Genomic DNA, 22470 nt, shown 5'->3' on the forward strand with positions numbered 1-22470 from the left:
GGCGATCCCGAGGACGCAATGTTCCCGGGATCGCCCCCTTTGACATGCCTGGATCCTGTTCAGTGGCCGACGAATGGACCTACCCGATCTCCAGTGCCGTCACCCGCCACGCGCCATCGGTGCGTTCAAGTCGCATGGCAACGGCCCGGCAGCGGCCTTCCTCCGCGACGACGATGCTTGCCTCGCAAACTGATTCACTGATGGAACAGGCGCGCACGGACCGGACCATAGGGCTGAGGTGTGGCTGCGGAGTCCCTTTGCTCCGCGCGGCGTGTTTGCGTGTCAGGACAGCCCGGTGCTGAAGGGCCAAATAGCAGTCCGGGTCCAACGAACCCGATAGTTGAATGAGTGGACGAGTACCGGCAAGTACTTCGACGGCGGCTTGGGCAATGCTTCGTGCCACCAGCCGGATGTCGGTATCGGCACCACCCTTGGCGCCGGATGAAGCGACGGCGCGAGGCACTCTCTGACGAACGGGTGGCCGGCCTGCAGTAACAACGGACATGGTCATACCTCTGGCATTCACTACTTGAGCGAAAGCGCGGGGAACGCTCATGCTCGGGTGGCTTCTGCTGGGATGACGCTGGGTTTTGGAAGTGAGGCTCGGTTCCGCCCCTGAGCGGGCAGTTGTTAGATCACGTAGTCGGATTCAGCCGTGTGTTGCGTGTCGGGCTGGCGCTGCTATGCGGGTTCCGGAGGTCGGAGGATCTGTCCCGGGATGAGCACGGAGGGATCGTCCCCGATGATAGAGCGATTCGCGGCGTACCACTGTGGCCAGGCAACGGCTACATCCACGTCGGTCGAAAAAGGTGCAAGCCTGGCTGCTGCAATCGACCACAGCGTGTCTCCTGCTTTCACCTCGACGCCCGCCCCACTTGCTGCTGGGGCTTCCCTGGAGCCGGGCCGGCTGAGCAAGCCGGGAACAACCATTGGAGGATTGGGCTTCCAGCTGGGATCGGGCGCGCCTTGCGGCTGGCTCTCGTTGGCGGCGATGGCCTGCGGGGAGCCGACGCCGTTCGCGGACGGCGGAGCGACGGCACCGGCGAGTGTGCTGCTGTGGGTCGACGTGGGAAGCCACTCCGGCTGCGGTGCAGTGTCCGCGTGTGCCAAACCACCGCCAAAAAGGTTGATGCCGAGGACGGCTGCGGCGAGCCTGACCATAAAGGCGGGGCTGAAGGTGGAGAGGACTTCAGCTCCCTTGCTGGCGCCCCTCTTATGCAGGAGCGCGGCGACAAATGCCACCGCCAGGGAAAGGACCCACCAGACAACCATTGCGGTGCCAGTGGCACTGGCGGTGAACCCGGCCAGCAGGTCGAACGAGAAACTCTGATTATGCCGCTGGGCGGTCTCCCACTGCGTGAGAAGGATGTTGCCTGTTAAGGCCAGGAGAAGCCCAAGCCCCAAAGTCATCACAGCCAGTCCGGTGTCCCTGCGCAAAGATCGTGCCATTCAAAGCCCCCAAGCTTCGTTTGATGCAGTTTGATGCAATTTGATCTACCTCGGAGTCCATTTTCAACACACTTTCATGCGCCTGTCCAATCGCGGGGCAGGCCCGCGGGACGGAATTGGTCTTGGCTCCGTTATGCAGCCTAGTCTGACCACATGAGATGGGACTCTCTCTTCAACGATTTGGAAGCACAATTTTCGGCAGAACGTTCCCTGGAGAAGGAAGCAGAGATCACCGAGCGCGCCAGGGTGGAGCTTTCCGGTATCGAGCTCACCGATCGGTTGCGTGCTCTTGGTGCTGGTCGGATCAAAGTTGTCCTATCCAGCGGAACCGCACTTCTCGGAAGCATCAGCCATATCGGAAACGAGTGGTTCGTCCTCGACGAAGGAGTGCGCCAGTGGATGATTCCCTTCCCATCGGTGCTCACTTATCAAGGGGTGGGGCGGTTGGCGGTGAAGGCCACTCCACGGCTTGTGAAACCGTTGGGCTTCGCCGCCGCCTTGAGGGCGCTGGCCCGGGACCGTGCATCGGTGGTTGTGCATGTACGGGCGCAGGCACCGCAAAGCTTTGAAACCAAGGGAGTCATCGACCGAGTGGGTCAGGACCACTTGGATGTGGCTGTAGTGCACGAGGGCGAAGTGCGACGCGCGGGGAACGTAGCCAGTGTCGTGACTATCCCCTTCGCAGCGATTGTGGCCGTCTGTTCAGCAAGCGGTCCAGGGTTTTAGTGCGGGACCGGCGCCATTAGCGGGACTTGGACTTGGACTCTTCAATCATTCGGCTGGCTTCTGCGTATCGGTCCTGAATGTATTGCTCGAGCATCGTTTCTTCGATACGCCATTGCCCGCGGCCACCCACCTGGATCGCTTTGAGCTCGCCACTGCGGACCAGGGCATACGCTTGCGGGGAATTAATCTGGAGTTGTTCGGCGACATCGGCCAATGTCAGGAATCGGGGCATGGCTCCATATTGCCACTCCTGCGGCCATTTGGTGTAGTTATCCACAGTTTCGTCCTCTTTGCAGCCGAATGGTTTGGTTGGAGATGCCCCGCCGGTAAGAATGAGGAGGCAGGTCCGCCGACCATGCCTCTAGCCAGACCCGGGGGAGTTGAAAAATGGGACCAAGCGCAAGTCCAGCCGCGGCACGAATGAGTAAGCCCTCCTGGAGGGATCCCCGGCTGTTGGTCGGTATCTTGCTGGTGTTCCTGTCCGTGGCAGGGGTGGTGGCGCTGCTGGGAAATGCCGACAAGACGACTCAGGTATATGCCGCACGGGAAGACATCGCTGTGGGCCAAACGGTGACGGCCGAAGACCTTTCCATCGTCAAAGTGCGGCTGGATGAGGTGGAGGCCGGCTATGTAACGGTTGAAGACGGTCTGTCCGCAGGAAAAGTCGCACTGCAGCGGGTCGCCAGAAACCAGTTGCTGCCACGCGAAAGCCTCGGCACTGCCGATGCGTTGAACAGGAAACCCGTGGCCATCTCCATGGAGGGGGAGCTGCCCAGCCAAGCTGTTCCCGGGGCCCGCGTCGACGTCTGGGTTGCCATGCCGGGAACGGGTACTGCCTATGACGATCCACAGTTGCTGTTACCCGGCGCGGAAATTGCAGAGATCACCCACGGCTCCACAACTCTCGGAGCATCCAAGACCACTACCGTGCTGGTCCTGGTCACGGACGCCCAAATGCCGAAGCTGCTGGGTGCCCAAGCCAACAAGGCCAAGGTTTCTGTGGTCTGGAACCCGGCGGGCCTGGCCTCATGAGCATTCCGGTGGTAACCGTAGGGGCAGCAAATGAAGCCGTAGTTGATGGCTTGGAGCGCCTGCATGGCCCGGTAACCGTTGTGCGCCGTTGTTCCGAACTCACCGAGCTGCTGGCTGCCTGCCAGAGTGGCCTGGCGCTCGCAGCCATCGTCGGTGACGGGTCCGAAGAATTGACCACTACGTTGGTGGACAGGCTGGGAGCCGTGGGTGTCTGCGTTGTTGCCTTGACGGACAGCGAAGATGAGGCCAGACGGCTCCGTTCCATTGGTGTAGTGGCCGCGTCTGCGGATATTGAACCGGTGGTACTCGCGGCCGAGATTTCCCGGGCAGTGGAACGCACAAGCTCGTACGGTCAGGCAGATGGCCCGCGCAGCACGGGTTTTGCCGCTCCCGCCGCGGATTCTCCCTTGGCGCCGCAGCCGGAGGAGGCCCTGGAAGAGACGGATGGTTCAGGGCGGATATTTGCCGTGTGGGGACCGGCGGGTGCCCCTGGCCGGACCCTCCTGGCCGTGAACATGGCCGCGGAGCTCGCCGCTGACGGCCAGTCGGTCATCCTGGTTGATGCCGACAGCTACGGCGCCAGTGTGTCGGCGATGCTGGGGCTTCTGGACGAGTCGGCCGGGCTGGCGCAGGCCTGCAGGCTTGCGGACCAAGGCCAGCTTGATCTCGAAGCCCTGACCGCCGCGGCAAGTGAGGTCTTCACAAAGGCCGGTTCCTTTCGCGTATTGACCGGTACCACGCGGGCCGATCGGTGGACCGAACTGCGGGCCGCCGCTCTGACCCTCGTGCTGGAGAGGGCCCGGCAGTTGGCGGACGTCGTGGTGATCGACACCGGTTTCTGCCTCGAAGCTGACGAGGAGCTGAGCTTTGACACGTTGGCTCCCCGGCGTAATGCATCCACCCTTCGCAGCCTGGAATTGGCCGATGTTGTCTTCGCTGTGGGATCCGCCGACGCCATAGGGGTCCCGCGGCTTGTACGGGGTCTTGCTGAACTTGAGTTGGTTGTTCCGCAAGCATCCCCGCGCGTGGTGCTCAACAAGGTCAAACGCTCCGCCGTTGGGTATGCCCCGGAGCAGCAGTTGGCCGAAGCCTGGAGCCGGTATGGGCCAGCCTTCGGCATCGAGGCTTACATTCCTTCGGACCCGGAAGCGTGCGATGCAGCGTTGTTGTCAGGCTCCGTCCTCCTCGAATGTGCGCCTGATTCGGACCTGCGACGGGCCATCGCAGGGCTCGTATGTGCTCCTGTCCATCAAAAACGTCATTCCTTTGGACGAACTGCCAGAGCTCCCCGTCGTCTTAAGCGCTAGGCTCGGCATGTGGGCTGCAGAGTCGCAGCAATCAACTTGTGATGGAGGCGTTTGTCGATGTCGTCAGGATCCAGCGTGGAGGATCGGTCCGATGCAGCAGTTGTCCGTGAAGGGTTCTTCGGTGACTACTACGAGCACCTCGCAGAGGAGGACGCCGGGGCATACTCCCCGGAACTGCTGATATCCAGGGCCACCAAGCACAAGGCGGTTGCCCAGTCGCGACGACCTGGCAATGCCTTGGTCGAGATCGGCAGTGAGTCCGACCGGAACGTTGTCTACATTGTTACGGACGACATGCCATTCCTGGTTGACTCGGTCAACGCCGAGCTCGTGCGGCAAAACTGCGCCATCCGCATGGTCATGCACCCACTGTTCGTGGTCACCCGGGACCGGGTCACCGGCGAAATGAGCAGTGTTTCGCGTGTTCCTTCCACTGTGGGAATTTCCAGCGGTGACACCGCGGCCCTGCCCAGCATCGCCCATCTTCTTGGGGATGGGGACAACGCCTCGCACATGGAGTCATGGATTGCGGTCGAAATCGACCGCGTCGGCGATGACACGCGTGAACAGTTGATCGAAGGCCTCCACCGCGTCCTCGGTGACGTACGGGCCGCCGTCGAGGACTGGCCGAAAATGCGCAGCAAGGCACTGGAGCTGGCCGAAGCGCTTGGGGGAGTCTCCCACCCGGAACAAATTGCTGAACTGCGCCAGGCGCAGGACCTTCTCCGATGGCTGGACAATGGGAACTTCACCTTCCTGGGGTACCGCGAATACGACCTCGTGAATGAAGACGGCGAAGACGTTCTCCAGCTTCGTGAGGACAGCGGCCTGGGGCTCTTGCGCGCCGGGGACACCACCCGTCAGGTCCAACACCTGACAGACGCCGGCCGCAAGAAGGCCAGGGAGAAGCGCGCCCTGGTCATCACCAAGGCGAATTCCCGTTCGACCGTCCACCGGCCGGCATACCTTGACTACATTGGCGTCAAGAGCTTCGACGCCCAGGGCAACGTCAATGGCGAACGCCGTTTCATTGGACTGTTTGCCACGAGCGCCTACACCGGCTCTGTCCGCAGCATCCCTATTGTCCGCGACAAGGTCGATGCTGTACTGCGCAATGCCGGGTTCCCGATCGATTCACACTCCGGCAAGGACCTCCTCGGTATCCTCGAGACCTACCCCAGGGACGAGCTGTTCCAAATCGAGATACCGGACCTGGCCGCGACTGCCATGGGAATCCAACGACTGCAGGAGCGCCGCAGGACGAAGCTGTTCCTGCGGCCGGACATCTACGGCCGTTTCATGTCCGCAGTCGTGTACCTGCCCCGCGACCGCTATACGACCAGCGTCCGGCTCAGGATCGAGCAGGAACTCCGGGAGACGTTCCAGGCCGAGACCATCGACTACGAGGCCCGGATAACTGAGTCCGCGCTTGCCCGTGTCTTCTTCCGGATCAGGCTTCCGCGCACCGCTGAGCTTGCTGAGGTCAATGCCCAGGAACTCGAACACCGGCTGATGCGGGCGTCGAGGTCGTGGAGCGAGGGCATCACCGAGGTCCTCCGCGAGCACCACCCGACCGAAAGCGCAGACGCTCTGTCTGCCCTCTGGGCCGAAGCGTTCCCCGCCGGATACCGCGTGGATTACGAAGTCGAAGACGCCCTGCAGGACATTGAACGCTTCGAGAAGTACGGTGCGCAGGCTGAGCGGACCGGCGAGCCCATCAGGAACGTCAGGCCCGGGGTCCACGTATATCTTCCCGAAGGTGCCGGTGAAGCTCTTGAAGAGGACGCCCGCGTCAAGCTCTACCTGATGGAGCCCAAGAGCCTTAGCCAGATCCTGCCCTACTTCCACAACCTTGGCCTGGAAGTACTGGATGAACGGCCGTTCGAGATCGAAACCGCTGATCACCGCGACTTCTTCCTTTATGACCTCGGGCTGAAGTACCCCACGGGAGTCGACCCCCTTGCCACCGGAAGCCTCTTGGCCGATTCCTTCGGCGCTGCGGTAACCGGTGCTGTGGAGTCGGACAACTTCGACCGGTTGGTGCTCCGGGAAGGCATGCACTGGCGTCAGGTAGTGGTGCTCCGTGCGTACGCAAAATACATGCGCCAAATGGGAAACACGAACTCCTTCGGCTTCATCGCCGATACCCTCCTGGGCAACCCGGACGTGGCACGTGGACTCATGGACCTCTTCTCGGCACGGTTCGACCCATCCGTGGCGGACGATGTACGCGATGAACGCCAGGATGCAGCACGGACCTCACTTGCCGAGGCTGTGGAGCAGGTGGCCACGTTGGATGCTGACCGTGTCCTGCGCACCTTCATCAACCTCATTGAGTCCACCCTGCGGACCAACTACTTCCAGAACAAGGAATACCTCAGCTTCAAGCTGGACCCGACCTCCATCGAGGGACTGCCGTTCCCGCGCCCGATGTTCGAAATCTGGGTCTACTCGCCACGTGTTGAAGGCGTCCACCTCCGCTTCGGCAAGGTGGCCCGTGGAGGTCTTCGCTGGTCGGACCGCAGGGAGGATTTCCGAACCGAGATTCTCGGGCTGGTCAAGGCCCAGACAGTCAAGAACGCGGTCATTGTTCCGACGGGTGCCAAGGGCGGCTTCTTCGCCAAGAAACTGCCCAATCCCGCCGTGGACCGCGCCGCGTGGATGGCCGAAGGGATCGAAAGCTACAAGACATTCATCCGCGGCCTGCTGGACATCACCGACAACCTCGTGACGTCGAGCGACGGCGAAAGGCTCGTCCCGCCGTCGGACGTCGTTCGTCACGACGGCGACGATTCCTACCTTGTGGTGGCGGCCGATAAGGGCACCGCTACCTTCTCGGATACGGCCAACGGGCTCGCGGCCGAGTACGGCTTCTGGCTGGGCGACGCCTTCGCTTCCGGTGGTTCAGTAGGATACGACCACAAGGCGATGGGCATTACGGCCCGCGGTGCTTGGGAGTCGGTCAAGCGTCACTTCAGCGAGCTCGACCTGGACACCCAGACCGAAGAGTTCACCGTCGTGGGCGTGGGCGATATGTCAGGTGACGTCTTCGGAAACGGCATGCTGCTTTCACGGCACATCCGCCTGGTGGCGGCTTTTGACCACCGCCACATCTTCCTGGATCCGACACCTGACGCCGCAGCGTCCTTCGCGGAGCGGCAGCGGCTGTTTGAGTTGCCCCGCTCGTCCTGGGACGACTACGACCGCTCGCTCATCAGCGAGGGCGGCGGAGTTTATGCCCGGCAGGCAAAGACCATCCCGGTTTCGGAACAAGTGCGCAAGTCCTTGGGTCTGCCCGAAGGGACGACACAACTGAGCCCGCCGGAACTGCTGCGTGCGATCCTGCTGGCACCGGCGGACCTGCTGTACAACGGCGGCATCGGCACCTATGTCAAGGCAAGCACGGAAACCCACGCAGCCGTGGGAGACAAGGCCAACGACGCCATCCGCGTAGACGGGCGTGACCTCAGGGTCAAGGTTGTCGGCGAGGGCGGAAACCTTGGTTTGACCCAGCGTGGACGTATCGAGGCCGCACTGCAGGGCGTCATCCTCAATACCGATGCCATCGACAACTCCGCCGGCGTGGATTGCTCGGACCATGAGGTCAACATCAAGATTTTCGTGGATCGGATGGTGGCTGCGGGCAAGCTTCAGGAGACTGAGCGGGCTGACTTCCTGGCCGACATGACCGACGAAGTAGGCCGCTTGGTGCTCCAGGACAACATCGACCAGAACATCCTGCTGCTCAACGACCGGACACGGGTCGCCGAGTGGAGCCCCAGCTACGAGAGGCTCATGGACTGGCTGGAGAAATCCGCCGACCTCAAGCGGGACCTTGAAGCGTTGCCGACAACCGACACTCTGCGTGCCCGCCTGGAACAAGGCCAAGGCCTGACCTCGCCCGAGTTGGCAGTCCTTTCTGCTTACGCGAAAATCGAGCTCAGTACGGCGCTGCGCGACAGCAACCTGGCTGATGATCCTTGGTTCTCGGACACGATCCGCAACTACTTCCCGAAGCAGTTGCGGGAGAAGTTCGACGCCGATTTGGACACCCACCCGCTGCGGCGCGAGATCATCGCAACTGTGGTGGCCAACGACATCATCAACCTCGGTGGAATCACGTTTGCGTTCAGGGCCATCGAAGAAACCTCGGCCAATGAGGTCGCAGTCGCGAAGGCTTTCGTGGCTCTGCGCGAAATTTACGACCTCGACCCCATGGTGGCGGAGTTGAATGCGCTGCCGGCCTCATTCCCGACGGAACACTGGAGCGAGATCCACCTGGACATAAGGCGACTGCTGGACCGGGCCGTGCGTTGGGTGTTGGGACAAGGAATTGCCTCGCAGCCAATCGCGAGCGTCGTGGATGCGTTCAAGCCGATGATGGCGCCTTTGCGCGCCAAGCTCTTGGACTACCTGCGTGGAGAGGACAAGGTCCGCATCACCGGCTGGCTTGACAAGGCACTGGGCTGGGACGTTCCGGAGCACCTTGCCCGCAGGTGGGCGGAGCTGTTCGAAAGCTATGCCCTCCTCGACATCGCACGGATTGCCCAGACAGGCAATGAGAGCGTCGAGAACGTGGCCCACGTTTATTACACGGTGTTCAACCGCTTCCACGTGGATTCGTTGCTGGAGCGCATCAGTTCCCTCCCGCGCGATGACCGCTGGCAGGCCTTGGCCCGCGCAGCCCTTCGGGATGACCTGTACTCGACGGTCGCCGACATGACTACGTCAGTCCTTGAGGCAACGGAGTCCAGCGCATCCGCCGAAGACCGGTTGAAGGACTGGGAGGGGTTGAACGCCGAGCAACTGGGCAGGGCGAAGACGATGTTCGACGAGGTCAACGCGCTCGAGGCCGACGACATGGCCTCACTGTCGGTAGCATTAAGGCTCTTGAGGTCAATCGTCCGGCGCTAGGAAGTTCTCCGCGTCGTAACTGGAGGTGCAGTGGCAATCTTTACAGACCCCATCAGGGAACACGCTGATTTCGGGCCTGGAGATGCCGAATGGCTGCACCTCCTGGTTGGTGACTGGCAAATGGTGGCTGATTTGGCCTTCGCTGACCTGGCGTTGTGGTTTCCGCATCCCGAGTTCGGCTACATAGCCCTCGCCCACGTCCGTCCATCGACATCGCATACGGTGTTCCACGCGGACTTCGTGGGCGAGGGCATCCGCTCGGACCTTCGTCCCCTGGTGGAGAAGGCGTGGAACAGCAGAGCCATCGAACGTTCCAGCGAGACCAGCTGGAGCAGCGAGATGGCGTTGCGGGTTGAAGCGGTTCCGATGGTCCGCAACGGAAGAACTCTCGCCGTCGTGACCTCACACATGGACCTCTCCAGCTCCCGCATGCCCTCGAGGCTGGAACTGACCTACCGACAGTGTGCCTACGATCTCCTCCGCATGGGCACCCTCGGGCTCTGGCCCGACTTCGCTTCCCCGACAGGCTCGCGCCGGGGTGCGCCCCGCGTCGGTGATGGGCTGATCCGGCTCGACGCGGACGGCATAGTCCAGTACGCAAGTCCCAACGGGGTTTCCGCTTTCCGCAGGCTCGGCGAAGTGGAGTCCCTCGAGGGTCGCTCGCTTGCCGAGGTAACTGCGGGTCTGCTGAAAGACCGACGGATGGTGGACGAGACATTGCCCTTGGTAGTGACCGGCCGCATGCCCTGGCGAAGCGAAATTGAATCGAGGGGCGTCAGCCTTTCGTTGCGTGCCATCCCGCTGCGCGACGAACAACATCGGTTCGGCGCCCTGGTTCTGTGCCGCGATGTCTCGGAGCTTAGGCGCAGGGAGATGGAACTTGTCACCAAGGACGCCACGATCCGTGAGATCCACCACCGGGTCAAGAACAACCTTCAGACGGTGGCTGCCCTGCTGCGCATGCAGTCCCGGCGGATGGTCAGCGACGAGGCGAAGCAGGGCCTCGAACAAGCGATGCGGCGTGTGGCGACCATTGCACTGGTACATGAAACCCTGTCCCAAGGCCTGACGCAGAGTGTCGATTTCGACGAGTTGATCGGGCGCCAGTTCCGGCTTTCCGCGGAAGTGGCATCGCCGTCCCAGCAGGTCAGAACTGAACGTTCAGGCCTGTTCGGGGAGTTGCCCAGTGATTTTGCGACCCCGCTGGCCTTGGTCATCAATGAACTCGTTACCAATGCCGTTGAGCACGGACTTGAGGGCCGCACCGGCACGGTGTGGCTGGTGGCGGACCGCGCCGAGGGGGACGGCAAGGATGAATTCCTGACAGTAACGATCGCCGACGACGGCGTGGGGCTGCCGGATGGGCAATACACCGAAGGTTTGGGCTTGCAGATTGTCAGAACCCTGGTCACCAGCGAACTCGGGGGAACCATTCAGTGGAGCCCGAGGGAAGGCGGCGGTACGGCCGTGCAGATTGTCTTGAACCTCGCACGCGCTTAGCTTTTCCGCGCTGCTGGGGTTAAACGCGAGAGGCCGCGGACCGGATGGTCCGCGGCCTCTCGCATCTCTGCCCGTTAGGAGGCGCGACGTGCGCGTGCTGCGCGACGCTTGAGGGCACGCCGTTCGTCTTCACTCATTCCGCCCCAAACTCCTGCGTCCTGCCCGGACTCCAATGCCCACTGCAGGCACGTGTCCACTACGGGGCAGCGGCGGCAAACGCTCTTGGCTTCCTCAATCTGGAGAAGTGCTGGTCCCGTGTTGCCGACTGGGAAGAAGAGCTCGGGGTCCTTGTCGAGGCAGGCTGCGCGATTACGCCAATCCATGCTGATCAGTCACTCCATTCGTGAGAACTAGAAAGGCCTTTTGTGAAAACATTCACGAGAGGCTCCAAAGGAAAGGGGCCCGCATGGGCCCCCTTGGTCGTCTGAGTCAAGCGTTTCATGTTAACGCCTTGTAAACAAGGGGTGTTAGTGGTCGAAATGCCCGGAATCCGTGAGCGATGCATCACATCAGCCGCCAGTGCCCTCACTGCTAGATGACTATGTCCGGTAGTGTGCCAGTGTGTCAAGACCTCCTGTAAACCCTGCCCAGCCCACCTCCGGCCACGATGGAAATGGCGAATCCGACCGCCCGGGTCCGGGCAACATCGGATCCATTCGACCTCGCGGGATACTCATCATTTCGATCGTCGTTGTCCTCGAAGCCACGGCCTTGCTCGCTGCTGCTGCTTGGTACGGTTTTGAACTCCTGACGGGTGCTCCTGTACTGACTTTTTGGGGAGCAGTCTTTACGTTGGTCCTGCTTCTGGCCTTCTCAGCCTGGCTGTTCGCGGTAGGCCATTTCCTGTTTCGCGGCTACCGTTGGACGCGTGCGGCTGCCTTGGTGGCGCAACTGTTCGTCCTCACGATTGGCTTCCCCACGATGACAGGTGGCCTTGTACTCCCGGGGCTGGCCATGATCCTTCCTGCGCTTGCCGCGATCATTTTCCTCTTCCAGCGTGATGTCATCTCCTTTGCCTCGCGGACGGGTGGCAGCACCGGCGCGTTGTGACCTGCTCGGTTCCGTGAGGCCGCAGTTGCTCTCACTCCCGTTTCGGAAATCCAGCGGAGAGTACCCCTTGAAAGGGAGCAGCTTCTCCTCGGTCAATGATGAAACCCCGACCCGGACGGCGCGCGGGGTCCACGGGTAGACGCACACCCAACAGCTCGCCATCCAGAGGGCTTCCATGGGCCAGGAGCAAACCCGTTCCCGACGCCCGCACTTCTTGCACCAAGGAAAGTTGGTGCAGGCGCGCACCGGGCGTGGCCGTCAGGATGACGCCGGCGACCTGCCCGGCCAAGACGTGCAGCGCCCGCTGGCCCTCGGCGTCCAGAGAGTCGGCGTCGTCCACCAACAGGACACTTTTTGCATTGAGGGTTCCGTCGGCTGCAGCCGACGCTTTCGAAGCCCAGAAAGCTCCCTCAACTGATCCATCCGGAGGGAACAGCCAAGGTATCTCCGGGTTCAGGCTCACCAACGACCAAAGAACAGTGGTCTTGCCGGATCCCGGGCTGCCCAGGACGATGCTGACGCCCTTGGTCCGCAGAGGGAACGCCGCCGGTGAAGCATCGTCTCCGGCAACCCCGATCCACAACGGCATAGGGGACTGTTGAGCCGGCTGAAATTGTTCTTCGGGAGCACCATCGGCTGATGCAACGCCACGCCCGGTCACTCTGTTCGTTGCCCCGGGTGCGGTGACGGCACCTCGAACCCGCTGGAGCGTCGCCCCCGGGGCATTTCCGGAAGGGGCGCACGCCGCCTTGCGGCTAAGGAAGTCTTCATGTGTGAGCAACAGGGGGAGCGGGCGCAAACGAAATGGCGGTTCAGCTGGAGTGCGCTTATGAAACGGCCAGGTACCGGCTGCGGGTGCCTCCTTGAACTGCGCCGTGGCTGGCTGGCCTTCGACAATGTTTCCCGACACGAAAGCGCGCCCTGGAACGGCTTCCATGTCAGGCAAACGGGGCCAGTGGAAGCGTGACTCCTCAGTGGTACCCAGAGGGAAGAATGTGCGGTTTGGTATGGCCGCGAACAGGCGAGAGCTCACCAGTTCCCGTTCACCGGATATCAACAATGTGATGCCCAGGGGGCTTCCGTCCCTGGCAATGTCATGGAGCATTCCCTCCGCAAATTCGTAAGGGCCGCCTCGCAGCGCCGATGACCACGAACACCAGCCGGAGACAATCAGCACAATCGGGGCAAAGCCACCAGACAGATCGTGGGAGGCACGCCTCGTCTCCATCTCAGCTGCCACCCTCGACAGGATCCGTACCGCGAAGCCAAGTTCGTCCATGCCTGTGTAGGCCCCAATTCCTTGGTCAGCTTGCACCTGGTCCAGGAGCCGGTTCGCGTCCAGTATGTACAGGTGGGGTTGCCGTGCTTGGGTTGCCAGCATGGCGGCGACAGACCGGAAGCTTTGGTGCATGCCGCTGGAAGGGCCGCCGACCATCGCAAGATGTCCGTGCTTGGCGGGCAACCAGTACAAGCGGTCCACACGCTGCAGGCTGGGTTTGTCGAGGAGTGCAACGGGTCCCACCTGCCATGATTCTGTATCGTCTTCGGGCACGCCCGGTGGTTCCTCCACCTGCGCAAGCTTCTCATCCCAAGGGATGCGCTGCGGCAGCGGGGCGGCGATGGGGCTCCGGGGCGAGGGCATGCCGAGGTAATCCCAGGTTTCACCTATGACTGACACGAGCCGCCCGACGGCCGTTTCCGTGTGGTTATTAACTGTCTCCGGTCTAGGAACCCCACGCAAAGCCACCGGGCTAACGGTTGCGGGGGACTCGCCGAGCGCTTGGACAGCCGACTGGACCACTGGCCAAAGGGGAACAACAGTTCCGTGTGCCACTTCTCCAAAACTCGAAGGTACGCGGTCCGGATACAGGTTATTCAAAGACGCTGCTTGGAACTCCTGAGGCTCCTTGGCTGCTGTGGCAAGGAAGGCCCGCCCAGGGACCTCAACGCTTATGGACGCAGCAGCTTTGGAATTGATGATGTCCAGGGACTCCATATCCGACTGGACACGAAGGGCGATGCTGGAGGTGACGTTGGCCCGGATATCGGCCGTCAGCGCCCCTTGCGGTCTCTGCGTGGCCATCACCAGATGAATTCCCAACGAACGACCTATGGTGGCGATGCGCATGAGCTCGCGAAGGGCCGTCGGTGCCTCGTCGACAAGAATCCGAAACTCATCAATCACAAGTATCAGGTGCGCCAGCCCAAGGCCTTCGGTACCAACTGATTCTTGGTAGTCAGCAAGATCCGCTGCCCCCTGGACGGCAAAGAGCCTCTCCCGGTACTTGACCTCCCCCCGCAACGACTCCAGTGCCCGATCAATGTTCTGTTGGCTGAGATCGGTCAGCAGGCCCACACAATGCGGCAGCCCGGCCATAGGACCCAAGCCCGACCCTCCCTTGAAATCAAGGAACACAAACGTCGCCTGCTCAGGCGGGACAGTCAGTGCGATGGAAGCCACGAGTGTCCTAAGGAGTTCCGACTTTCCTGAACCGGTTGTACCTGCAACCAGGAGATGCGGACCATCCCGCTTGAAGTTGAACGTGAGTGGCCCGTCGCGGCTTTCTCCCAGCACAGCGGTCACACCGTCCTTCCAGGAGGCGGAGCGCCACCTGCCAAGGATGCGGCGCCGGCCGTAAGGCAGGAGCGCTGCCAAGGAAGAATTGTGGGGAAGATCGCCTTTTCGGCAAGGCTCCGCAACGCTGGCGGCAGCGCCCACGGCACGGCAGAAGCGGTCGAAAACATCGGCTGGGACGAGATCGGGTACGAAGTCCAAGCGCTCGCCGTCTGACATGTATGACGCAGCTGTTCCGGAGGGCTCGATGGTGATGGTGCCCGCTGATCCTCCAGCTGAGGTTTGGCAACGCAGTACTTGCCATTGGGCGCGGTGGGCGGCTTGCACTGTCTTCCGCAAGGCCTCGGTTTCGTCGAAGGCGCCGCTTCCCATCACCACGAGCCTCCCGTGTGGCTTATGCCTGAGTCTGTTCAGAGTGGCCAGGGCAGCCGTTGTGTTTGTAGCGAGCGTCACCCGGGGCAGGAACCGGGCGCTTAGTGGAAGCCTGCCCGATGGTCCCAGGATGACGACCGGAGCCCCGGCTGAAGCCGGAAAACTGGCGAGCTGCATGAGCATGAATCGAAGGAGGGCTTCGACATGCGCCTCGTCTCCGAGAATCGCCACGCTCCGATGTTCCGGATCCAGTGTGATGGGGCACTGGCTAAGCCGCGGCGGAGTGAACTGCGGATCCTCCGGAACCACTCGGATGTTCGCCGGGGATTCGGTAGTGCCCAACCGTAACCAGACCGCCTGGTTCTCCGGTTGTGGTCCCGCCGTGGAGTCGGACTGCGGAGTTGGACCAGTCGCAGCGGTTTCGAAACTGCGGGGACCGGGTTCGTTGACGGAGGCGGCGACCATGATCTCCGCGGCGGAGGGGGAGCGCCGACGACGCCTGATGGAATCTTCCTCGACGGCACGATCAAGGGCACGCCGGTATTGCTGCCTGCCCTTCCTGCCGAGCATCAACGGGAAAAGTACACCGAGCGCCGATAGGGAAGTAAACGCCAAGTACGTCCACATGCCGGTGGCCGCAGCGAGGCCCACGCCGGCAAACAGCGGCAGACCAGCCCCAAGGGCGATGGTTGCACGACCCCCGTGGGTTCTTGTGTGGGGTACCTCAACAGGGTCCTTAACCGAACGGCCCGCATCAGTAGCGAGTGCGGGAAAGCCGCCTCCTTCGGAGGAGAGGCTGAAGGATGTCCGACCACAAACGATCGATGAACGGGAGTCGACCAGCGAGCGGCGGGTGGGTCGGCCGTCGATATATACCGGATTCGATGACGAGACGGCTGCTATCTCAAGATGATCACCCGATACGTCCAGCACGGCATGGTCCCTCGACATCGTTGGATCCGCTATTGAAATGTCTGCAGCAGCCCTGCCGATACCGTGCTGCCCCCGCGGAATGCGGAAGACGGAACCCGCGCCAGGGCCGGTATGGACCAGCAGCATCAGAGGCAAGGCAGTGGTGGGAGTCTGTGCCGGCGGCATCCAGCCGTCCACCAGAACAGCCCCGGACACCAAGGGCGGCAGTCCGACAGTGAGCGTGGAAAGATCCTCTGTGCCAACCGTAAGCGGGCCAGTATTGCGGGCCGTTTTGAGGAGGGAAGCCAGCCAGGACCCTGGCGTTCCCCTCGGGACGGCAATGGAAAGTTCCTCCGGTTCTGCCGCTGCGGAGGCAGCGGGACTGCGGACCAGCGTGCATTCCAATGTCATGTTTGTCCTCCCTTTCACCACCATCGTCATAGGCAGTTGACGTCGTCCGCAGCCTCCTTTCGGCTGTATGTGGACAACTTCGTCCAGGCGGGGACGGATCCAGCCTTGACGCCGTGGCTTTATGTCTCGGCTAAGATGAAACTCGTTGTCGCGTGTGCTCAATGAGGAAGGACCTTCACCGGTGATAGTGGTTGCTGAGAGCGCCGATGTTTCAGACGAGGCGGTAATTGGTGATGGATCAAAGATTTGGCATCTGGCCCAAGTCCGCGAGCAGGCCGAATTAGGCGTCAATTGCATCGTCGGACGCGGGGCCTACATCGGCTCCGGAGTCAAGATGGGGGACAACTGCAAAGTCCAGAACTATGCGCTTGTCTACGAGCCCGCGGAACTGGAGGCAGGGGTCTTCATCGGCCCCGCCGTAGTCCTGACGAACGACACCTACCCCCGGGCGGTTGCCCCGGACGGAACGTTGAAGAGTGCCCATGACTGGGAGCCAGTGGGCGTCACCATCCGTGAAGGCGCTTCCATCGGTGCCCGCGCTGTATGCGTAGCTCCCGTCACCATCGGCCGGTGGGCCACCGTGGCAGCAGGCGCCGTTGTGGCCAAGGACGTTCCGGATTTTGCTTTGATGGTCGGAGTTCCGGCCAAGCGCCATGGTTGGGTCGGCAAGGCCGGCTTCCCGCTGCAGCGCAGCGGTGAGAACTGGGTATGCCCGGAGACCGGCGCCACTTATGTTGAACAGAACGAGACCCTTCGAGAGGTAGAGGCATGAGCCCCGAATTCATTCCCCCCGCCAAGCCCATCATCGGTGATGATGAGCGCAAGGCAGTAGAGGCCGTTCTGGCCTCCGGCCAACTTGCACAGGGTTCGGAGGTTGCGTCCTTTGAACAGGAATTCTCGCAGGTCCTCCTTGACGGCCGGGCGGCTGTGGCAGTCAACTCCGGAACTTCCGGACTGCACCTCGGGCTCCTCGCCGCAGGCATCGGTCCCGGCGACGAAGTCATTGTTCCGTCTTTTACCTTTGCCGCTACAGCCAACTCCGTGGCTTTGACAGGCGCTACCCCTGTCTTCGCCGATGTGGACATCAACCACTACACGCTGGATCCTGCTTCGGTCGAGTCCAAAATCACTGACCGTACGGCTGCCATCATGCCGGTTCACCTCTACGGCCACCCTTTTGACGTGGATGGCATCGGTGCAGTTGCCGCCAAGCACGGCGTAAAAGTCTTTGAAGATGCAGCCCAGGCCCACGGTGCCGCAGTCAACGGCCGCAAGGTCGGTACCTTCGGCGACTTCGCCATGTTCAGCCTGTACCCCACGAAGAACATGACCTCCGGCGAAGGCGGCATGGTCAGCACCGGTTTGGCCGACGTCGAACGGCGGCTTCGGTTGCTGCGTAACCAGGGCATGGAACGCCAGTACGAAAACGAGCTGGTTGGCTTCAACGCCCGCATGACCAACATCCACGCAGCGATTGGGCGCGTTCAGTTGACCAAGGTCGAGGGCTGGACGAAGACCCGTCAGGAGAACGCAGCGTTCTTCGATGCAAACATCGAAGGTGTCGTCACTCCGAAGGTTGTCGAGGGCTACGAGCACGTCTACCACCAGTACACCATCCGCATCGCCGAGGACCGTGATGGTTTCGCCAAGGCTCTGCGCGAGGAATACAACGTGGGCTGCGGCGTCTACTACCCGATCCCCAACCACCGTCTCGCTCCGTTCCAGACCTCCGACGACCTGCCGGTCACCGAAGAAGCAGCATCCAGCGTGCTTTCCCTTCCTGTGCACCCGTCATTGAGCCAGGATGACCTCGACAGGATCGTTGCGGCAGTCAACGCTGTGGCAAAGGCAGGTAGCTAGTGGCAAATCTGCGCGCTGGCCTCATCGGGCTCGGCATGATGGGCCGTCACCACGCACGCGTTATCCGCGAGCTCGACGGTGTTGACCTTGTTGCCGTTGCCGATTCCTTTGGGGATCCACACAACGTAGCCAGTGGCTTGGAAGTCTGCAGTTCCGTCGAGCAGCTCATCGAGCAGGGCATCGACATGGCTGTCGCAGCTGTGCCGACAATCCTGCATGAGGAAGTTGCTTTGCAGCTTGCTGACGCCGGCGTGCACTGCCTTGTCGAAAAGCCCATCGCCAACGATTCTGTGTCGGGTCGCCGCATCGCCGAAGCTTTTGATTCCAAGGGCCTGATCGGGGCAGTGGGGCATATCGAACGCTTCAACCCCTCACTGCAGAGCCTTCGCGACCGTCTTGGCAACGGTGACCTCGGTGAGGTCTACCAGATCTCCACCCGCCGCCAGGGTCCCTTCCCGTCCAGGATCGCCGACGTCGGTGTAGTCAAGGACCTTGCTACGCACGATATCGACCTCACGGCGTGGCTGGCCCAAAGCAACTTCGTCAACGTGGTGGCCCACACCACCTCCCGCAGCGGGCGTGAGCACGAGGACATGGTCACGGCCATCGGGCACCTCCAGGACGGCGTTGTCACCAACCACATCGTCAACTGGCTCTCGCCGATGAAGGAACGCACCACGGTTGTTCTGGGTGAGCGCGGCGCGTTCATTGCCGACACAATTTCTGCGGACTTGACGTTCGTCGAGAACGGTACCTTCCAAACGGATTGGGACTCCATTGCGGCCTTCCGTGGCGTTTCCGAAGGCTCTTCGACCCGCTTTGCTTTGGCCAAGCGTGAACCATTGAAGATGGAACACGAGGCCTTCCGGGATGCGGTCCTGGGCAAGTCGATGAACATTGTCACAATGGCCGAAGGGCTTGAGACCCTCCGGGTCGCTGAGGCTGTCCTCAAGTCAGCCGAAACCGGCGCCGTCGTCGCGCTTTAGCCGGAGAATAGTTGCACATCTGAACGGGAGGCTGGCGCTGGCCAAGCCTCCCGTTCGTTTTTCAGGTCAATCGCCGCCGTCCTCCAGCGCGCCCCCGAATCGGGATTAGATCGTAACGTCGGGTAGCCTTGACCAGTAGACGTGGGCATTTTTGTGCCCGCACGCCAATACACAGGAGAGTTTGTGAACGCTGATCTCGTCGTCGTCGGCTCGGGTTTCTTTGGCCTGACCATTGCAGAACGCGCCGCTACCGAGTTGGGGCTGAAGGTTGCGGTGCTTGATCGCCGTCACCACATTGGTGGAAACGCCTACAGCGAGAACGAAGCAAAGACGGGAATCGAGGTGCACCGTTATGGAGCACACCTCTTCCACACGTCCAACGAACGCGTTTGGGAGTACGTGAACCGGTTCACCAAGTTCACCAACTACCAGCACAAGGTGTACACCAGCCACAAGGGCGAGGTGTACCCCATGCCCATCAACCTTGGCACCATCAACCAGTTCTTCCGCTCGGCAATGAGCCCCTCGGAAGCGAAGGCACTCATTGCCGAACAGGCCGGCGAACTTGCCGGAACGGATCCCCAGAACCTGAATGACAAGGGCATCCAGCTGATCGGACGCCCGCTGTACGAGGCGTTCATCAAGCACTACACGGGCAAACAGTGGCAGACGGATCCCAAGGACCTGCCGGCGGAGATCATTTCCCGCCTTCCCGTGCGCTACAACTACGACAACCGCTACTTCAACGACACCCATGAAGGCCTGCCCGTTGACGGCTACACCGCCTGGATTGAGCGTATGGCGGACAACCCCAACATTGAAGTTGTCCTCAACACGGACTTCTTCGACGACGGCGAGTTCGGCCGCTCGTCCGTCCTTGGCCAGGTGCCCGTCATCTACACCGGCCCCGTGGACCGCTACTTCGACTACGCCGAGGGCGACCTTTCCTGGCGCACGATCGACCTTGAGGAAGAGGTCCTTCCCATCGAGGACTTCCAGGGTTGTGCCGTAATGAACTACCCCGATGCCGAGGAAAAGTACACCCGCATCCACGAATTCCGCCACTTCCACCCGGAGCGCGACTACACCAAGGACGCTACGGTCATCATGCGGGAGTTCTCGCGTTTTGCCGAGAAGGGCGACGAGCCTTACTACCCCGTCAACACCTCCGACGACCGCCAGAAGCTGCTGGCCTACCGCGATCTCGCCAAGGGCGAGAAGTCGGTGCTGTTCGGTGGCCGGCTTGGTACCTACAAGTACCTTGATATGCACATGGCCATCGGCTCGGCACTGTCCATGTACGACAACAAGATCAAGCCGCACTTCACCAGCGGCGCAAAGCTTGAAAGTGGGGGAGTGGACGCGTGACCGCCACAACAAATGAAAGCCAGGAGATCGCCATGACGGCTTCCACCGCCGCGGATGTTCCCGTTTCCACGGAAGAAAACCTGCGGATTGTTCAGCGGGTCATTTTCCCGGCGAACCGTGACCTTGACACCCTTCCTCTCTACGTGGATCCCGACACAAGCACGGTCCAAAAGGGCAGCCAGGGAAGCTCCGAAGTGCAGGCAGTCGGCATCGCCCGGCAGCTGCACCCGGAGGACATCCTTGACCGGGGTTCCGTCCAGGTCCGCCGCGGAGAACGCCTCTCTTTCGGTTCCTACTTCAATGCCTTCCCTGCCAGCTACTGGCGTAAGTGGACGGTTGCCACGAAGACTGTCCTCCACCTCGAAACCGAGGGCGAAGGAACCATCATCGTCTACCGCTCCAACGCCCGTGGGGCTTCCCAGCGTGTCGATTCCGTGCTGGTCGAAGGATCCGCCGCGAACGATTTCGAGTTGACGCTGGCCCCGTTTGGCGACGGCGGCTGGTACTGGTTCGACCTGATTGCCGGCGGCGAGGGCATGGCGCTGAAGAGTGCCCACTGGGCCGTACCCGACGAAGGTCGTCCCCACGGCCGTGTCACCATGGGTGTCACTACCTTCAACCGTGCGGACTACTGCCTGGAAACCATCAAGGCCATCGATGGCGACGCCGGACTCCGGGAAATTCTTGCCGAACTGATCATCGTCGACCAAGGCAACAAGAAGGTCGCTGACGAGGCTGGCTTTGACGCCGTCGCTGAGTCCATGGGTGACCAGCTGCGGATCATCAACCAAGGCAACCTTGGTGGTTCGGGTGGTTTCGCGCGCAATATGTACGAGATGCTCGTGTCCGACAAGAGCGATTACGTCATGCTGCTCGACGACGACATCGAACTCGAGACCGAAGGCGTGATGCGCGCGGTAGCCTTCGCCGACCTGTGCAGGAAGCCGACCATCGTTGGCGGACACATGTTCGACATGTACAACAAGTCGGTCCTCCACGCGTACTCCGAGGTGGTCAACTTCTACCGGTTCCTTTGGGGTCCGGTAGAGGGACTTGGCAACCACGACTTCTCGCAGGCGGGTCTGCGCTCGACGCCGCAGCTGCACCGCCGCTGGGACGCCGACTACAACGGTTGGTGGATGTGCCTCATCCCCAAGGCCGTCGTTGAGACCATTGGGCTCTCGCTGCCTGTTTTCATCAAGTGGGACGACGCCGAGTACTCTCTTCGCGCCCGCGCAGCCGGCTTCCCGACCGTGACCCTTCCCGGTGCAGCGGTCTGGCACGTTTCCTGGGCCGATAAAGACGACTCCGTGGACTGGCAGGCTTACTACCACGAGCGCAACCGCCTCATCGCGACTCTCCTGCACTCGCCGTTCCCCAAGGGCGGTCGAATCCTCCGGGAGAGCCTCAACGCGGACATCAAGCACTTGGTGTCGATGCAGTACTACCCTGAGCAAGCCCGCGTCATGGCCCTGCGTGATGTCTTGGCTGGACCAGGCGATCTTCACAAGCAGCTGCCCACCACCATGCCGAAGCTTCGTGCCATGCGCGACGAATTCCCGGACTCCCAGATCAAGACGGACCCTGCCGCCTTCCCGGAGGTCTTCCGGAAGCGTCCGCCGAAGAAGCCCCAGTCCTACAAGCAGCCCGGTGCGCTTGGCCTTCTTCCGTGGGCAGTCAAGACTGTCTTGAAGCAGACCCTGGCTCCCGTTCGTGACACCGCCAAAGCCAACCCCGAGGCCCACGTGGCCCACCAGGACGGGAAATGGTGGAGCCTGGCGCACCTCGACAGCGCTGTGGTCTCGAACGCTGATGGCACCGGTGCATCTTGGCATTTGAGGGATCCCAAAATGGCCCGCCAGCTGGTGGTTGAGTCTGCCAAGCTGCACGCGCAGCTGTTCTCCAACTGGGAGACCCTCCGCGCACAATACCGTGATGCGCTTCCGGAGATCACCTCGATGGAGTCTTGGCGCAAGACGTTCGAAGCATCGGAGCCTAACAAGTAGCA

At 61.7% G+C, this 22470-nt stretch carries 16 protein-coding genes; 11 read left to right on the forward strand and 5 right to left on the reverse strand.

The window, feature by feature from the left end:
* Positions 1 to 79 precede the first annotated feature (79 nt).
* Together FDP28_RS05890 and FDP28_RS05895 are read right to left on the reverse strand one after the other, a co-directional pair.
* Entirely contained in the window at positions 80 to 505 is a 426-nt protein-coding gene (locus FDP28_RS05890) for an Rv3235 family protein (protein ID WP_260842354.1), read from the reverse strand.
* A 176-nt stretch (positions 506 to 681) separates the two neighbouring features.
* Positions 682 to 1449 (reverse strand): LysM peptidoglycan-binding domain-containing protein, encoded by a 768-nt coding sequence (locus FDP28_RS05895; RefSeq protein WP_144659789.1) that lies wholly within the window; start codon positions 1447 to 1449, stop codon positions 682 to 684.
* A gap of 153 nt (positions 1450 to 1602) precedes the next feature.
* On the opposite strand from FDP28_RS05895, the gene FDP28_RS05900 reads away from it, so the two are divergent.
* Positions 1603 to 2175 carry a hypothetical protein gene (locus tag FDP28_RS05900; protein ID WP_144659790.1) on the forward strand — a complete coding sequence of 191 codons (573 nt, stop codon included), beginning with the start codon at positions 1603 to 1605 and terminating at the stop codon, positions 2173 to 2175.
* A 16-nt stretch (positions 2176 to 2191) separates the two neighbouring features.
* Here the strand turns inward: FDP28_RS05900 and FDP28_RS05905 are convergent, their stop codons facing one another.
* Positions 2192 to 2407, reverse strand: coding sequence for a helix-turn-helix domain-containing protein (locus FDP28_RS05905; protein WP_144659791.1), 216 nt, complete (start codon positions 2405 to 2407; stop codon positions 2192 to 2194).
* A gap of 155 nt (positions 2408 to 2562) precedes the next feature.
* Here FDP28_RS05905 and FDP28_RS05910 point away from each other — a divergent pair, with 155 nt between their 5' ends.
* Genes FDP28_RS05910 through FDP28_RS05925 form a run of 4 tightly spaced genes read left to right on the forward strand, consistent with a single transcriptional unit; the run spans position 2563 to position 10928 of the window.
* A complete protein-coding gene (locus tag FDP28_RS05910; protein WP_144659792.1) occupies positions 2563 to 3207 on the forward strand; it encodes an SAF domain-containing protein in 645 nt (214 codons plus the stop codon).
* Positions 3204 to 4514, forward strand: coding sequence for an AAA family ATPase (locus FDP28_RS05915; protein WP_144659793.1), 1311 nt, complete (start codon positions 3204 to 3206; stop codon positions 4512 to 4514). The genes FDP28_RS05910 and FDP28_RS05915 overlap by 4 nt, the downstream gene beginning before the upstream one ends.
* Before the next feature lie 57 nt (positions 4515 to 4571).
* Entirely contained in the window at positions 4572 to 9428 is a 4857-nt protein-coding gene (locus FDP28_RS05920) for an NAD-glutamate dehydrogenase (RefSeq protein WP_144659794.1), read from the forward strand.
* Between the two features lie 30 nt (positions 9429 to 9458).
* The gene (locus tag FDP28_RS05925; RefSeq protein WP_144659795.1) at positions 9459 to 10928 is read left to right on the forward strand and encodes a sensor histidine kinase; all 1470 of its coding nucleotides are present in this window, start codon (positions 9459 to 9461) and stop codon (positions 10926 to 10928) included.
* 74 nt (positions 10929 to 11002) lie between these two features.
* Here the strand turns inward: FDP28_RS05925 and FDP28_RS05930 are convergent, their stop codons facing one another.
* Positions 11003 to 11251 (reverse strand): WhiB family transcriptional regulator, encoded by a 249-nt coding sequence (locus tag FDP28_RS05930; protein ID WP_003804966.1) that lies wholly within the window; start codon positions 11249 to 11251, stop codon positions 11003 to 11005.
* Between the two features lie 238 nt (positions 11252 to 11489).
* Between FDP28_RS05930 and FDP28_RS05935 the strand changes: the two genes are divergently transcribed.
* On the forward strand, positions 11490 to 11978 hold the full coding sequence (locus tag FDP28_RS05935; protein ID WP_144659796.1) for a hypothetical protein: 489 nt from the start codon (positions 11490 to 11492) through the stop codon (positions 11976 to 11978).
* Between the two features lie 31 nt (positions 11979 to 12009).
* On the opposite strand, the gene FDP28_RS05940 is transcribed toward FDP28_RS05935, so the two are convergent.
* The gene (locus FDP28_RS05940) at positions 12010 to 16248 is read right to left on the reverse strand and encodes an FtsK/SpoIIIE domain-containing protein (RefSeq protein ID WP_144659797.1); all 4239 of its coding nucleotides are present in this window, start codon (positions 16246 to 16248) and stop codon (positions 12010 to 12012) included.
* A 154-nt stretch (positions 16249 to 16402) separates the two neighbouring features.
* Between FDP28_RS05940 and FDP28_RS05945 the strand changes: the two genes are divergently transcribed.
* From FDP28_RS05945 to FDP28_RS05965, 5 genes are all read left to right on the forward strand, one after another.
* Positions 16403 to 17020: an acyltransferase gene (locus FDP28_RS05945; RefSeq protein ID WP_144659798.1), complete on the forward strand. Its 618-nt coding sequence runs from the start codon at positions 16403 to 16405 to the stop codon at positions 17018 to 17020.
* Entirely contained in the window at positions 17017 to 18108 is a 1092-nt protein-coding gene (locus tag FDP28_RS05950; RefSeq protein WP_144659799.1) for a DegT/DnrJ/EryC1/StrS family aminotransferase, read from the forward strand. Before FDP28_RS05945 ends, FDP28_RS05950 begins: the two co-directional genes overlap by 4 nt.
* Positions 18108 to 19094: a Gfo/Idh/MocA family protein gene (locus tag FDP28_RS05955; RefSeq protein WP_144659800.1), complete on the forward strand. Its 987-nt coding sequence runs from the start codon at positions 18108 to 18110 to the stop codon at positions 19092 to 19094. The genes FDP28_RS05950 and FDP28_RS05955 overlap by 1 nt, the downstream gene beginning before the upstream one ends.
* Positions 19095 to 19277: 183 nt before the next feature.
* Entirely contained in the window at positions 19278 to 20462 is a 1185-nt protein-coding gene (gene glf, locus FDP28_RS05960) for a UDP-galactopyranose mutase (protein ID WP_144659801.1), read from the forward strand.
* Positions 20459 to 22468 carry a glycosyltransferase gene (locus FDP28_RS05965; RefSeq protein WP_144659802.1) on the forward strand — a complete coding sequence of 670 codons (2010 nt, stop codon included), beginning with the start codon at positions 20459 to 20461 and terminating at the stop codon, positions 22466 to 22468. Before glf ends, FDP28_RS05965 begins: the two co-directional genes overlap by 4 nt.
* Positions 22469 to 22470: the final 2 nt, after the last annotated feature.

It is taken from the genome of Paenarthrobacter nicotinovorans (assembly GCF_007670255.1).
Classification (GTDB): domain Bacteria; phylum Actinomycetota; class Actinomycetes; order Actinomycetales; family Micrococcaceae; genus Arthrobacter; species Arthrobacter nicotinovorans_B.

What these genes read in the sequence shown, in the direction of transcription:
- FDP28_RS05890 (WP_260842354.1), bottom strand. Translation starts at nt 505, where the DNA reads ATGTCCGTTGTTACTGCAGGCCGGCCACCCGTTCGTCAGAGAGTGCCT.
- FDP28_RS05895 (WP_144659789.1), bottom strand. Translation starts at nt 1,449, where the DNA reads ATGGCACGATCTTTGCGCAGGGACACCGGACTGGCTGTGATGACTTTG.
- FDP28_RS05900 (WP_144659790.1), top strand. Translation starts at nt 1,603, where the DNA reads ATGAGATGGGACTCTCTCTTCAACGATTTGGAAGCACAATTTTCGGCA.
- FDP28_RS05905 (WP_144659791.1), bottom strand. Translation starts at nt 2,407, where the DNA reads ATGCCCCGATTCCTGACATTGGCCGATGTCGCCGAACAACTCCAGATT.
- FDP28_RS05910 (WP_144659792.1), top strand. Translation starts at nt 2,563, where the DNA reads ATGGGACCAAGCGCAAGTCCAGCCGCGGCACGAATGAGTAAGCCCTCC.
- FDP28_RS05915 (WP_144659793.1), top strand. Translation starts at nt 3,204, where the DNA reads ATGAGCATTCCGGTGGTAACCGTAGGGGCAGCAAATGAAGCCGTAGTT.
- FDP28_RS05920 (WP_144659794.1), top strand. Translation starts at nt 4,572, where the DNA reads ATGTCGTCAGGATCCAGCGTGGAGGATCGGTCCGATGCAGCAGTTGTC.
- FDP28_RS05930 (WP_003804966.1), bottom strand. Translation starts at nt 11,251, where the DNA reads ATGGATTGGCGTAATCGCGCAGCCTGCCTCGACAAGGACCCCGAGCTC.
- FDP28_RS05940 (WP_144659797.1), bottom strand. Translation starts at nt 16,248, where the DNA reads ATGACATTGGAATGCACGCTGGTCCGCAGTCCCGCTGCCTCCGCAGCG.
- FDP28_RS05950 (WP_144659799.1), top strand. Translation starts at nt 17,017, where the DNA reads ATGAGCCCCGAATTCATTCCCCCCGCCAAGCCCATCATCGGTGATGAT.